The organism is Pedobacter sp. 05T44 (genome assembly GCF_056395985.1).
In genome coordinates, this window is the sequence record NZ_JBFTKO010000008.1 from 123,354 (window position 1) to 136,828 (window position 13,475).

Annotated in this window: 11 protein-coding genes; 9 read left to right on the forward strand and 2 right to left on the reverse strand. The window is 38.2% G+C overall.

Annotation, left to right across the window (positions count from 1 at the left end; all coding sequences use genetic code 11):
• Positions 1–102: 102 nt before the first annotated feature.
• The 8 genes from secA to AC1DDK_RS14340 all read left to right on the forward strand — a co-directional run bounded on the left by secA (position 103) and on the right by AC1DDK_RS14340 (position 10,418).
• On the forward strand, positions 103–3,417 hold the full coding sequence (gene secA, locus AC1DDK_RS14305) for a preprotein translocase subunit SecA (protein WP_477633957.1): 3,315 nt from the start codon (positions 103–105) through the stop codon (positions 3,415–3,417).
• A 68-nt stretch (positions 3,418–3,485) separates the two neighbouring features.
• Positions 3,486–3,938: an SPOR domain-containing protein gene (locus AC1DDK_RS14310; RefSeq protein WP_288883650.1), complete on the forward strand. Its 453-nt coding sequence runs from the start codon at positions 3,486–3,488 to the stop codon at positions 3,936–3,938.
• Complete coding sequence (locus AC1DDK_RS14315; protein ID WP_288883648.1) at positions 3,922–5,109, forward strand: M20 metallopeptidase family protein; 1,188 nt, start codon at positions 3,922–3,924, stop codon at positions 5,107–5,109. The genes AC1DDK_RS14310 and AC1DDK_RS14315 overlap by 17 nt, the downstream gene beginning before the upstream one ends.
• Positions 5,110–5,284: 175 nt before the next feature.
• The gene (locus AC1DDK_RS14320; protein ID WP_288883646.1) at positions 5,285–6,229 is read left to right on the forward strand and encodes a hypothetical protein; all 945 of its coding nucleotides are present in this window, start codon (positions 5,285–5,287) and stop codon (positions 6,227–6,229) included.
• Between the two features lie 120 nt (positions 6,230–6,349).
• Positions 6,350–6,949, forward strand: a complete 600-nt coding sequence (locus AC1DDK_RS14325) for an SGNH/GDSL hydrolase family protein (RefSeq protein ID WP_288883644.1) — start codon at positions 6,350–6,352, stop codon at positions 6,947–6,949.
• Between the two features lie 46 nt (positions 6,950–6,995).
• The gene (dnaG, locus tag AC1DDK_RS14330; RefSeq protein WP_172661735.1) at positions 6,996–8,969 is read left to right on the forward strand and encodes a DNA primase; all 1,974 of its coding nucleotides are present in this window, start codon (positions 6,996–6,998) and stop codon (positions 8,967–8,969) included.
• A complete protein-coding gene (locus AC1DDK_RS14335) occupies positions 8,969–9,331 on the forward strand; it encodes a YraN family protein (RefSeq protein ID WP_172661734.1) in 363 nt (120 codons plus the stop codon). Before dnaG ends, AC1DDK_RS14335 begins: the two co-directional genes overlap by 1 nt.
• Entirely contained in the window at positions 9,312–10,418 is a 1,107-nt protein-coding gene (locus AC1DDK_RS14340) for a glutaminyl-peptide cyclotransferase (RefSeq protein ID WP_172661732.1), read from the forward strand. The genes AC1DDK_RS14335 and AC1DDK_RS14340 overlap by 20 nt, the downstream gene beginning before the upstream one ends.
• Positions 10,419–10,431: 13 nt before the next feature.
• Here the strand turns inward: AC1DDK_RS14340 and AC1DDK_RS14345 are convergent, their stop codons facing one another.
• Both AC1DDK_RS14345 and pgi read right to left on the reverse strand, forming a co-directional pair.
• Complete coding sequence (locus AC1DDK_RS14345) at positions 10,432–10,977, reverse strand: DUF4251 domain-containing protein (RefSeq protein ID WP_288883640.1); 546 nt, start codon at positions 10,975–10,977, stop codon at positions 10,432–10,434.
• Positions 10,978–11,143: 166 nt separating this feature from the next.
• Positions 11,144–12,793, reverse strand: coding sequence for a glucose-6-phosphate isomerase (gene pgi, locus AC1DDK_RS14350; RefSeq protein ID WP_288883638.1), 1,650 nt, complete (start codon positions 12,791–12,793; stop codon positions 11,144–11,146).
• A gap of 169 nt (positions 12,794–12,962) precedes the next feature.
• Between pgi and AC1DDK_RS14355 the strand changes: the two genes are divergently transcribed.
• Positions 12,963–13,466 carry a DUF937 domain-containing protein gene (locus tag AC1DDK_RS14355; RefSeq protein WP_288883637.1) on the forward strand — a complete coding sequence of 168 codons (504 nt, stop codon included), beginning with the start codon at positions 12,963–12,965 and terminating at the stop codon, positions 13,464–13,466.
• Positions 13,467–13,475: the final 9 nt, after the last annotated feature.

A 13,475-nucleotide genomic window follows, 5' to 3' on the forward strand; every position in this document is an offset into this window, starting at 1 on the left:
TGAGCGCACTGACAACTGACATTCTGGCTTACAGCCCGGTAATGGCTTGGTTGTTGTAATTTTATCAGTTTTAATAATAGTAATAAACAAACACAAGTATACATGTTAGGATTTTTAGCCAAAGTTTTTGGAAGCAAATCAGAAAGAGATATTAAGGCATTACAGCCTATAGTAGTCAAAATAAACGAAGAGTACGCAAAATTATCAGCACTAAGCAATGATGAACTGCGTAATAAAACAGTTTATTTTAAAGATGTTATCGCTAAAGCGTTAGCAGAAATAGATGGAAAAATAAGCGGGTTAAAAACCGATGCTGAAAGCCAGGAATTGTCATTGCCTGAAAAAACAGCTATATACGATCAGATTGATGCTTTAATCAAAGATCGTGATAAGGAATTAGAAGTAGTGTTGTCTGAGATTTTGCCTGCTGCATTTGCAGTGGTAAAAGAAACTTCGAGACGTTTCTCTGAAAATGAGCAACTGGAAGTTACGGCTACTCAGTTTGACCGCGACTATGCTGCCCGTAAAAAGAATGTAACTATACAAGGTGATAAAGCACTTTGGGCCAATAAATGGGATGCTGCAGGTACCGAGGTAGTTTGGAACATGGTACATTACGATGTTCAGTTGATTGGTGGTATGGTATTGCATAATGGTAAAATTGCAGAGATGGCCACTGGTGAAGGTAAAACCTTAGTAAGTACGCTGCCTGCTTACCTGAACGCACTTGCCGGACAAGGTGTACACATCGTAACGGTGAATGATTACCTTGCACGACGTGACTCGGAGTGGAATGGTCCTTTATTTGAGTTCCATGGTTTAAAGGTTGATTGTATCGATAAACATGAACCAAACTCTCAGGAACGCAGAGACGCATACCTTGCTGATATCACTTATGGTACCAACAATGAATTTGGTTTCGATTATTTGCGTGACAATATGTCGCAAACTCCTGATCAGCTGGTACAACGCAAGCTACATTTTGCAATGGTGGATGAGGTCGATTCAGTTTTAATTGATGATGCCCGTACGCCATTAATTATATCAGGACCTGTTCCTTTTGGTGATCAGCATGAATTTCATGAGCTAAAACCACGTATTGAGCGTTTGGTTACTGCTCAGAAAGAATATGTTACCAAAGCTTTAAACGAAGCAAAAAAATTAATTAATGATGGTAAAACCGGTACAGAAGAGGGCGAAGGTGGTTTAGCACTTTTACGCGCGCACCGTGGTTTGCCTAAAAATAAAGCATTGATCAAGTTCTTAAGTGAGGGTAGTGTAAAACAAACCTTATTGAAAACTGAAAACCATTATATGGCAGATCAGTCTAAGAATATGCCTAAAGTAGATTCGGAATTGTTCTTCTATATTGATGAGAAAAACAACCAGGTTGAACTAACTGAGAAAGGTATCGAGCTGATCACGAAATCTGGTGAAGACCACAATTTCTTTGTGTTACCTGATGTAGGTACTGAGATTGCTGATATCGAAAAATCATCATTAACCAGTGAAGAAAAAATAGCTCAGAAAGATGCTTTAATGCGCGACTACTCTATTAAGGCAGAGCGTATCCACTCTGTAAACCAGTTGTTGAAAGCATATACTTTATTTGAGATCGATGTTGAATACATCATTGATGAAGGTAAAATTAAAATTGTAGATGAGCAGACTGGTCGTATTATGGATGGCCGTCGTTATTCAGATGGTTTACACCAGGCAATCGAAGCAAAGGAAAATGTAAAAGTTGAAGATGCTTCGCAAACCTATGCTACCGTTACCTTGCAAAACTTTTTCCGTATGTACCACAAGCTTTGCGGTATGACGGGTACAGCTACTACAGAGGCTGGCGAGTTTTGGTCTATCTATAAACTGGATGTAGTAGAGATACCTACAAACAGAGTTATTTCAAGAAAAGATCATCAGGATTATGTTTACCGTACTGTTCGTGAAAAATATAATGCAGTAGCAGAAGAGATCGTAAAATTAACTGAAGCAGGCCGCCCGGTATTGGTGGGTACAACTTCGGTTGAGATTTCGGAATTACTTAGCCGTATGTTGAAACTGAGAGGTATTAAACATAATGTCCTGAATGCGAAGATGCACCAGAGAGAAGCTGATATTGTTGCTGAAGCAGGACAACCTGGTCAGGTAACCATTGCAACCAACATGGCTGGTCGTGGTACGGATATTAAATTAGGCCCAGGCGTTAAGGATGCTGGTGGTTTGGCAATTGTTGGGACGGAGCGTCATGAGTCTCGTCGTGTAGACAGACAGTTACGTGGTCGTGCAGGCCGTCAGGGAGATCCGGGTTCATCTCAGTTCTTCGTGTCATTAGAAGATAACTTAATGAGGTTATTTGGTTCTGAAAGAATCTCTAACATCATGGTAAGAATGGGTATTGAGGATGGTGAGGTAATTCAGCATTCAATGATCACCAAATCTATTGAGCGTGCACAGAAAAAAGTAGAAGAAAATAACTTCGGTATTCGTAAGCGTTTGCTTGAATATGATGATGTTATGAACTCTCAGCGTTCGGTTATTTATGCTAAACGTAAAAATGCTTTGTTCGGCGAGCGTTTAGATGTTGACATGAGCAATATGGTATTTGATGTTGCGGAAGATATTGTAACTGAATACAAAGAAGAAGGAAATTACGAAGGCTTTAAGCTTGAGGTAATTAAAAACTTCTCTGCAGATACAGCTATTGATGAAGCTGAGTTCAGCTCAAAAGGCGTTCATCATTTAACAGATAAATTATTTGAGGAAGTAACTGCTTTCTATGCAAGAAAATCTGATGCAATTATTGCTCAGGCTATGCCGGTATTAACTCAGGTATATCAGGAGCGTGGTGAGCAGATAKAGCAAATCGTTGTTCCTTTTACTGATGGTGTACGTAGTGTACAGGTTCCTGTAGGTTTGAAAAAGGCAATTGATAACGGTGGTCGTGAGGTTACCAGATCTTTTGAGAAAACAATTGTACTTGCGCTTATTGATGAGTCGTGGAAAGAGCACTTACGTGAAATGGACGAGTTAAAGCAATCTGTACAGAATGCGGTATACGAACAAAAAGATCCATTGATCATCTATAAAATGGAAGCATTTAACTTGTTTAAAAACATGTTAAATGCGGTAAATAAAGAGGTGGTTAGTTTCTTGTATAAAGGTGGAATTCCGGTACAGACAGATCCTAATGATGTAAGGGAAGCTCAGGCTCCAAGACCAGCACCAACCAGATTGAAAATGTCTAAACCTGAATTTAATCAGGCTACAAGTTCAGCTGATGTTGCTCAGATGGAGGATACACGTGAACACGTGCCTCAGCAGCCTATCCGTAAGGATACGGTAATAGGAAGAAACGAACCATGCCCTTGTGGAAGTGGTAAGAAATACAAAAACTGTCACGGTGCAGGATTGTAATTTGTAATAAAGATAAAGAATGCCGATTTTTGTAAAAAAATCGGCATTCTTTTTTTAAAGCCTTGTTCATGAAACTACTATTTGCTGCGTTATTCTGTTGTTCCTATTTTGGTCTGTTTGCTCAAACCAGGGGTCAGGTAACTATAATTAAGGACCCAATGATAGATAGCTTAATAGCAAAACGCATTGCGTTAAATACAAAGGAGCCAGGGACGGGGACTGTACCCTATAAGCCGGGGCCAGTGGTATCGCAGATGGGATATAGGGTTCAGGCATTTTATGGATCAGACAGAAGACAGGTTTTTAATGAGCAATCAAGATTTAATTCACTTTACCCAGCAGTTAATACTTACATCACTTATAAAGAGCCTAACTACTATTTAAGGGTAGGAGATTTCCGGACGCGCCTGGAAGCTCAGCGATTTATGAACGAACTAAGAAGTAATTTTCCTACGCTATTTATATTCAGGGAAAAGATTAATGCACCTAATTTAGAATACAACGATGATCCAGAAAGATAAGATACAGGCACTTTCAAATGATATTTTTGAACAGGTTGTTGGCTACCGTCAGCACCTTCATTCCAACCCGGAACTTTCCTTTAAGGAATTTGAAACTTCAGCATATATTAAAAAGCATTTAACAGATTGGGGTATTCCTTTTTCTGATATGGCCAATACAGGAGTTGTAGGAATTATTAAGGGAGATCTTCCATCTGATAACATCATTGCATTGCGTGCTGATATGGACGCCTTGCCTATATTGGAAGCTAATGAGAAACCTTATACTTCTAAAAATCCCGGCGTAATGCATGCTTGCGGACACGATGTACATAGTTCTTCTTTATTAGGTAGTGCTTATATCCTGAATAGCTTAAAGGCTGAATTTGGAGGTACTATTAAGTTGATATTTCAACCTGCCGAGGAGGTTTTGCCCGGTGGTGCAAGTATTATGATTAAGGAGGGGGTGCTTGAAAACCCTAAGCCGCAATCGATAGTTGGGCAGCATGTGATGCCTCTAATTGATACCGGTAAAGTAGGCTTCCGTTCAGGTATTTATATGGCATCTACCGATGAATTGTATGTAACGGTTCATGGAAAGGGCGGGCATGGTGCACAGCCACATCAAAATATAGATCCTGTATTGATCACTTCTCATATTATTATTGCATTGCAGCAGATTGTGAGCAGAAATGCAGATCCAAGATTACCTTCTGTCCTTTCTTTTGGAAAAGTACAAGCCAACGGGGCAACGAATATTATCCCTAATGAGGTGAAAATTGAAGGTACTTTTAGAACATTAAACGAAGAATGGCGCAAAGAAGCAAAGCGCTTAATGAAAAAAATGGCCGAAGGAATTGCCGAAAGTATGGGTGGAAGCTGTGATTTTAGAATTATGGACGGCTATCCTTATTTGATAAATGAAGAGAAGTTAACAGCTAATACGCGTGCTTTTGCTGAAGATTATTTAGGTAAAGAGAATGTGGTTGACCTGGATATATGGATGGCTGCAGAGGATTTTGCGTATTACTCGCAAGTTACAGACGCTTGCTTTTACAGATTAGGAACAGGAAATAAAGAAAAAGGAACTACCTATTCTGTTCATACGCCTAACTTTGATATTGATGAAGATGCACTAAAGACATCTACAGGATTGATGGCTTATGTTGCGCTTAAGCAGCTGGGTAATTAATAGTATCATGTTATATGCGTTATCCTAGTGCACTCGTCATCCTGAATTTATTTCAGGATCTCGGACATACTACTCAAAACCTGCTCAAACGGGATTCTGAAATAAATTCAGAATGACGAGCGCTTACCAAACCAGGATTACGAACGCTTGACGATCGACTACATAATTAGAATAGATGAAGAAAATACTTTGGTTAGCTGTACTAGTTGGAATTACTTTAAAAGGATCTGCTCAGGAAATAGATCGTTTTAATCCAGATACTATTAAAACCATACAGCTTGATTCGGCCGTAAATATCTCTGCTCAGAAATTTGGTGTAGAGACTTTTATTAACGCCATTATTACTGATGAAAGCTTTTATAAGGCTTTCAGAAATATGAAGAAGTATAATTTCATTGCAGAGAACAACATCTATACTTATAATAAGAAAAATAAGGTAGACGGGCGGATCTATCGCAAGATCAAACATACTAATGAAGGCCCCGAAAAGATGGTATACCTTGCAAAACAGGATACCGGAAAGGTGTACAGAAAGAATGGCAAATACCAATTGTATACGATTGAAATGTTTGACTACATCTTTATGAATGCTTACAAAACTGAATTTTCGGAAGAAGATTCAAAGGGAGGAAAGGCAGATGGTGCAAATGCAGGGTATAAGGATAAATTAAAAACATTGATCTTTGCTCCGGGAAAACCAATTAAAGGCTTGCCTTTTATTGGTAGTAAAACAGAAATTTTTACTGCTAATATGCGACAGTATTACGATTACAGCTATTACAGCGGGACATATCTGGATTCAATTCCGGTATACCGTTTTAAGGTGACGGTGAAGAAGGATTTAAGCAACGGAACCAAAGAAGGCCTAATGATAAAGGAGCTTACTACTATTTTTGATAAGCGCACTTTCGAAATACTGGGCCGTTATGTAGATATGAAATACAGCAATATGCTGTTTGATTTTAATGTGCAGATGAATATCGAAACCAGTTATTTCGGCGACGAGAAACTGCCCACCAAAATCTCTTATCAGGGGAATTGGGACTATCCTTTAAAAAAGGAAGAACGCGCCAGCTTTTTAATTGTACATAAGGATTATCACCTTGGAAAAGGAAAGTAATTTTTTAACTTCGTAAGAAGCTCTTTAAGCTTTTATTTTTAAAAGATTATAACAATGAAAACTTACTTCAAATCACTGACGTTACTGTCTGCATTTCTTATGGTATTACTTTTCTCTGCTATGAATAATAAACCCAAAAAGATCATCTTCTTTGGAGATTCTATTACTCAGGCCGGCGTTGAGCCGGGTGGGTACGTTGACCTAATAAAAAAGGCGCTTGACCCTGCAAAATACGAGGTTATAGGTGCAGGCATTGGTGGTAATAAGGTATATGACCTTTATCTTCGAATGGAAGAAGACGTGCTGAACAAAAAACCAAATCTGGTAGTAATTTACATAGGGGTTAATGATGTATGGCACAAGCAGTCGAGCAGAACAGGAACAGATTACGATAAGTTTATTAAGTTCTATCAGGCATTGATAAATAAGATTCAGGCAAATGGTGCCAAGGTTGTTCTTTGTACCCCGGCAGTAATTGGTGAGAAAAAGAATGGCGTAAATGAGATGGATGGAGATTTGGATAAGTATTCTGGTGCTATAAGAGAACTCGCTGCTAAGAATAACCTCCCACTTTGTGATTTGAGAGCAATATTTAAGACTTATAACGCTGAGCATAATACCGAAGATAAAGACAAAGGAATTTTAACTTCTGATGGCGTGCACTTGAATGAAAAGGGCAATCAGACTTTAGCAGAAAAGTTATTGCCATTGGTAAAATAGATTTCAGCATTTTGCTGCATTTGGAAGAGAGGATAAATAATAGGGAATGATTGATCAGGATACCATAAACAAAATCACGGAAACCGCTCGTATTGAGGAGGTGGTTGGTGATTTTGTGACTCTAAAGAAGCGTGGCTCAAGTTTAATTGGAAATTGTCCATTTCACAATGAGAAAACCCCTTCGTTTCACGTGTCGGTGGCCAAGGGGATTTATAAGTGTTTTGGGTGTGGTAAAGGGGGCGATTCTGTTCACTTTATTATGGACCACGAAAAGTACTCCTACCCGGAGGCACTTAAATTTCTGGCCAATAAATATAATATCGAAGTAGAGGAGACTGTTCAGTCGCCTCAAAATATAGAAGCACAGAATGCCCGCGAGAGCTTGTACATCGTTTCTGAGTACGCTGCAAATTACTTTGCCAATGAGCTGTGGACAGGTGAGGATGGCCGGGCAATTGGCCTAAGTTATTTTAAGGAGCGTGGTTTTAGAGAGGATATTTTAAAGAAATTCCAATTGGGTTATTCGCCCGATGCCTGGGATGCTTTGATCCAGAGTGCTGTTGGAGCAGGTCATAAAGAAGAATATCTGGAGAAAACGGGCCTTGCAATCAGGAATGATAAAGGCAGGCTGTATGACCGTTTCAGAGGTCGGGTGCTGTTCCCAATTCATAATTTTACCGGAAGGATAATTGGTTTTGGTGGCAGGACATTAAAAACAGATAAAAATGTTCCTAAATATGTAAACTCACCGGAAAGCGATATTTACCATAAATCTAACGTGCTTTATGGTTTGTTTCATGCAAAGAAGGCAATTAGAGATGCAGATAACTGTTATCTGGTTGAAGGTTATGCAGATGTTTTAGCTGTTCACCAAGCCGGCATAGAAAACGTGGTGGCCTCGTCGGGAACATCATTAACTACCGAACAAATAAGGCTGATTGGTAGGTTCTCGGAAAATGTTACCATTCTTTATGATGGTGATGCTGCGGGTATTAAAGCCTCTCTGAGAGGTTTAGATATGATCCTTGAAGAAGGATTGAACGTTAAGGTTGTGCTTTTTCCGGATGGGCATGATCCTGATTCTTACATGCATCATGTTGGTTCGGGAGAGTTTAAAAAGTACATAGAAAATAACCGTAAGGATTTTATTCTGTATAAAGCCAGCATCCTGTTAAAAGAGGCTGGGACTGATCCTATAAAAAGGGCAGGTATTATTAGGGATATTGTAGAAAGTATCGCTAAAATACCTGACGACATTAAAGCTTCTGTTTTTATTAGAGAATGCAGTGGTTTGTTGCAGGTTGAAGAAAGGATATTGCTTTCTGAACTGAATAAAATCAGGGCCGCCAAATTTAAAAAAACAAGTGGGGGCAACCAACCTCAGCAGTCGCAATACCAACAAAACCCATATCAGCAAGATGGGCCGCCTGATAATCTGTTTGAGAACCCTGGAGAGTCGGCCGGACCTGCAGAGCAGGTAGAAACAGCGGATACAAATCTAATACAGGAACGCGAGATCATTCGGCTACTACTGGCATTTGGTCATGAGCTGGTTACCTGGGATAAGATTGACAATATGTATATTGGTTCTTTTATTATACAGAACTTAGCTGATGTTACTTTTGAGGATGAGATATGTAAACTCATTATTGACACATACAGAGAAGAAATAGAGAACGGTCATTTGCCGGTTGCCAGTCAGTTTATTAAAAGTGGAGACAGGCGGATTGTTGATCTTGCCATCACATTATCAACCTCACCCTATTCACTAAGCGAGAATTGGGAAAACAGACATAATATTTATGTTAGAGATGAGAGCATAAACTTAAAAGCAACAATTTTTGGTGGGCTCTATCATCTTAAAAAGAACAAAATTGGCAAGATGCTTACCGATATTACAAAAGAACTTGCAAGTGAAACCGACCCGGTAAACCAGGAGATTTTGATGCAGCGCCACATGATGATAAAGGGTGTAGAGCGGGATATTTCTAAGTACCTTGGAACTGTTATATTAAAGTAATGGCCAGTCACAACGATTTAGGTAAACGAGGAGAAGATATTGCTAAAGAGTATTTAGAAAATCTGGGTTATCGGATACTAAAAATGAACTGGATGTACGGTAGAGCGGAGGTTGACGTTATAGCTAATGAGGAAGGGACAATAATTTTTGTTGAAGTAAAAACAAGAAGTTCGACAGATTATGGTGAGCCTGAAGATTTTGTAAGCATTAAGAAGGAAAGACAACTTGAGTATGCTTCATCTGCCTACATTGAAATGAATAACAACCAAGGTGAAATTCGTTTCGATATTATTGCAATTGTTTTTGAAAATAAACACCTTTATAAAATTAATCATATTGAAGATGCATTCTGGCCAAGTTAAAAATAACACCAATTTCTTTAAGGTAATACCAATCCTTTCTCTACTATTTAGCGTTTCATTTATCTTTTCTTGTAAGAATGAACCTTCTGTTTCTGTAGTTGGGTTTAAAGCACCCGAACAAGGGCAAATGTTTGGTTTGGGTGATGAGGTAAAAGTGGAACTCGATGTTCCAAAAGACAACCAGATTAAATCAGTTACTTACCAGGTAGATGGTAAAACTGTTGAAACAAAGAACGGCACAGAGGCCATAAGTATAAAAACAAAAGGACTGGCCGTAGGATATAAGATAATTACAGCAATAACTGATGATGGGAGTAAAAAAGATACTTCGACAATTAATATTGTGTTAAGGTCGGGATTAAACCCTGAGCTGCTAACTTATAAAATTGTTAAGACTTATCCGCACGATACTTCATCATATACTCAGGGACTGGAATACCATAATGGGAGATTACTGGAAAGTACTGGTGAGAACGGTTTCTCGACATTAAGATGGGTAGATTTAGCAACTGGCAAGGCTGTGCAAAAGATAGATCTTGACAAGCAATATTTTGGAGAAGGATCTACACTTGTAGACGATAAGATTGTAATGTTAACCTACAAAGCGAATTCCGGGTTTGTATATGATGCCAAGACCTTTAAACAAATTGGAACATTTCCTTATCAAACCAGCAGAGAGGGTTGGGGTTTATGTTATGATGGTAAGCAGTTGATCATGTCTGACGGTACAAACCGACTTTATTTCATGAATAAGGATACCTATAAAGATGAACGTGTAATTGATGTTTATGATAACCTTGGGGCAGTTGATTCTATTAATGAGCTTGAATATATAGACGGAAAAATCTACGCAAATATTTATCAATACAATTATTTAGTAGTAATCGACCCTAATACAGGGATTGTTGAGAAGAAAATAGACTTGAGCGGATTGTTGCCAAAGGGATACTTTAAAACAGAAGATAGTATTTTAAATGATGTTTTAAACGGTATAGCCTGGGATAAACAAGATAAGCGTCTATTTGTTACAGGAAAGAAATGGCCGAAGTTATTTGAAATAGCGTTAGTTCCTGTAAAAAAGAACTAACGCTATTCTTTAATTATTTAGCAGGTGCATTATTAGACTTTGCAACGGGCTCGCTAATGAAGCCGTTGAATGCAATGGCTTGTCTGTAGTTACTGGTTACGTTAAGCACTGCGTATCCTTTTTCTCCAACACTTAGCGTAAGTGATTGTACATCTTTGGTGTCTTTTGGTCTAATGGTTATTAGCCAGCCACCTTTTTTCCTTTTCTCGGTTTTGTAGGTGAAATCTTTAGATTTAAATTTAATGCCTGAGTCGTTAGGATTTAAATTTGCACTGTATGCCCTGCCGTAGTAAGGTAAATATGCTTCTACACTATCTTTAGCTATTGTTAGCGTATATTGGGATCCACTAAGCTGAATTGCTCCGCTTCCCTGCCCTCCCGGAAATCTTTGGAGAACCTTATTAAGATCCATATTTGCCATTGGTAATGCTGTTGTAGCGTTAAATACCAAAGTTTTGGCTTCTACCAGTCTTGCGGTGGTTTCTTTATCCGTTTGGGCAGAAACCTGTATCGCGATGAACATGATAACCAACAGTAATGTGTTTTTAAGCGTTTTCATGATGATTTACTTTAAATGTGTTTTATATCTCAATTTACAAATAAAATAGCATTAAACCTTTTTAATCATAAAATATGATCATGCTACTCTGTTGGGTTAGAATAAATTAACATTAAAAGGTTTAATGTGATCATTTAAGTAAATACACAAACTAAGTGTTCAATACTTAACTTCTCCAGGCTTTGTATTGATTGATCAATCCGTTTGTAGATCCATCATGAGAAGAAACATCATTATTGTCTTGCAGTTCAGGTAAAATACTTTTTGCTAATTGTTTACCAAGCTCAACACCCCACTGATCAAAGCTGAAGATGTTCCATATAATGCCTTGTACAAAGATCTTATGCTCATAAATAGCTATAAGACTTCCTAAGCTAAATGGTGTAACTTTCTTTAATAAGATAGAGTTGGTCGGTCTGTTACCTTCAAATACTTTAAATGGCGCCAGTTTGTCAATCTCTTCGTCTGACTTACCTTCTTTTTTAAGTTCTGAAACTACCTGCTCTTTGGTTTTTCCATTCATTAAAGCTTCTGTTTGAGCAAAGAAATTCGATAAAAGAATTGGATGATGATCGCCGATAGGGTTTAAACTTTGTGCAGGGGCAATAAAATCGCAAGGGATTAAGCGTGTTCCCTGGTGTATTAATTGATAAAAGGCATGCTGACCGTTCGTACCAGGCTCACCCCAAATGATTGGGCCGGTTTCATAGTTTACATCATTTCCATTTCGATCTACATGTTTACCGTTACTTTCCATATCGCCTTGTTGGAAATAAGCCGCAAAGCGGTGCATGTATTGATCGTAAGGTAAAATGGCCTGAGTTTCGGCATTAAAGAAGTTGATATACCAAACGCCTATAAGACCTAATAAAACGGGGATATTGATCTCAAATTCTGAAGTTTCAAAATGTTGATCTGCGGAATGTGCTCCAGCTAATAATTGTTTAAAGTTATCGAAACCTATACTCAATGAAATTGGTAATCCGATTGCACTCCATAGAGAATATCTTCCACCAACCCAATCCCAGAATTCGAACATGTTTTCAGTATCAATTCCAAAAGCAGAAACGTCTTTTGCATTGGTTGATAAGGCAGCAAAGTGTTTTGCAATGTCATTAGCTTTTGCACCTTTTTCCAGAAACCAGCTTCTTGCAGTATTTGCATTGGTCATGGTTTCCTGCGTAGTAAACGTTTTTGAGGCAATCAGGAACAATGTAGTCTCAGGATTAACCTGTTTTAAAGTTTCTGCAATGTGGGTGCCATCTATATTTGATACAAAATGCATGTTTAAATGATTTTTGTATGCCTTTAAAGCTTCGGTAACCATTACAGGGCCTAAATCAGAACCTCCAATACCAATATTAACAACATCAGTTATCACTTTGCCAGTATAGCCTTTCCAGCTTCCGGAAATGATGGCATTACTGAATTTTTCCATTTTTGAAAGCACCTGATGGACGTCCTTAACAACGTTTTTGCCATCTACTAAAATTTCACCGTCGGCAGGTTCGCGTAATGCGATGTGCAATACTTGTCTGCCCTCTGTCTGGTTAATTTTATCTCCACTAAACATTGCCTTTATTGCTTCATCTAATTTGCATTCTCTGGCTAATTGAATGAGCAGAGCTATAGTGGTATCGTCAATTCGGTTCTTCGAATAGTCGACCAAGATATCTTCAAATATTAAGGAGAATTTCTCAAATCGGCCTTCATCTTCTGCAAATAGCTGTTTTAAGCTTTTTTCATTGATGTTAATAAAGTGATCGGCCAGGTATTTGTAAGCGGCGGTTTCTGTAAAGTTTACTGTTGGAAGCATAATAATTAGTGTTTTTGTAAATGTAGCGGTTTATTTTATTTCACAAAATTTGATTGCAGAGATTTAATATTTTAATGATAAACATAGTTTCATCGGAAGTTCATACAAGAGAATTATTTTAGCTATATTTAAATATAATAGGCAATCCATTGCCATAAAAAAACTAGCTATGATTGAAAATTTAAAACAATTGGTAACAGAAAATGTTCAGGACGCTATTGTGAATAATAGTGCAGTTCCGAATGAGCAAAATGACGCAGCAATTGAAGCCGCATCAGGTTCTATTATTGATGCGCTTAAAGAAAAGCTGTCATCAGGAGATATTGGAGGTTTAGTAGATACATTTAAAAATGGAGGTACAGGTTCAGTTGTTGATCAGGCGTCATCCGGTTTTACAGAAAAACTGGCGGGGTTGGGTATCAACATGGAATCTGCAAAAAGTATTGCTGCTTCTATTATTCCTACAATAATGGAAAAATTTGTAAATAAAACTAACGATCCAAATGATAATTCATTTAATATTAAAGACGTATTAGGTAACCTTGCAGGGCCGGATGGTAAATTCGATCTGTCGGATATTACAGGAATGTTTACAGGAAATAATGATGGTGCGACTGGGGCAGAGGGTAAAGGAGATGGAATTGTAGATAAACTAAAGGGGCTTTTTAATTAATTCTCCCTC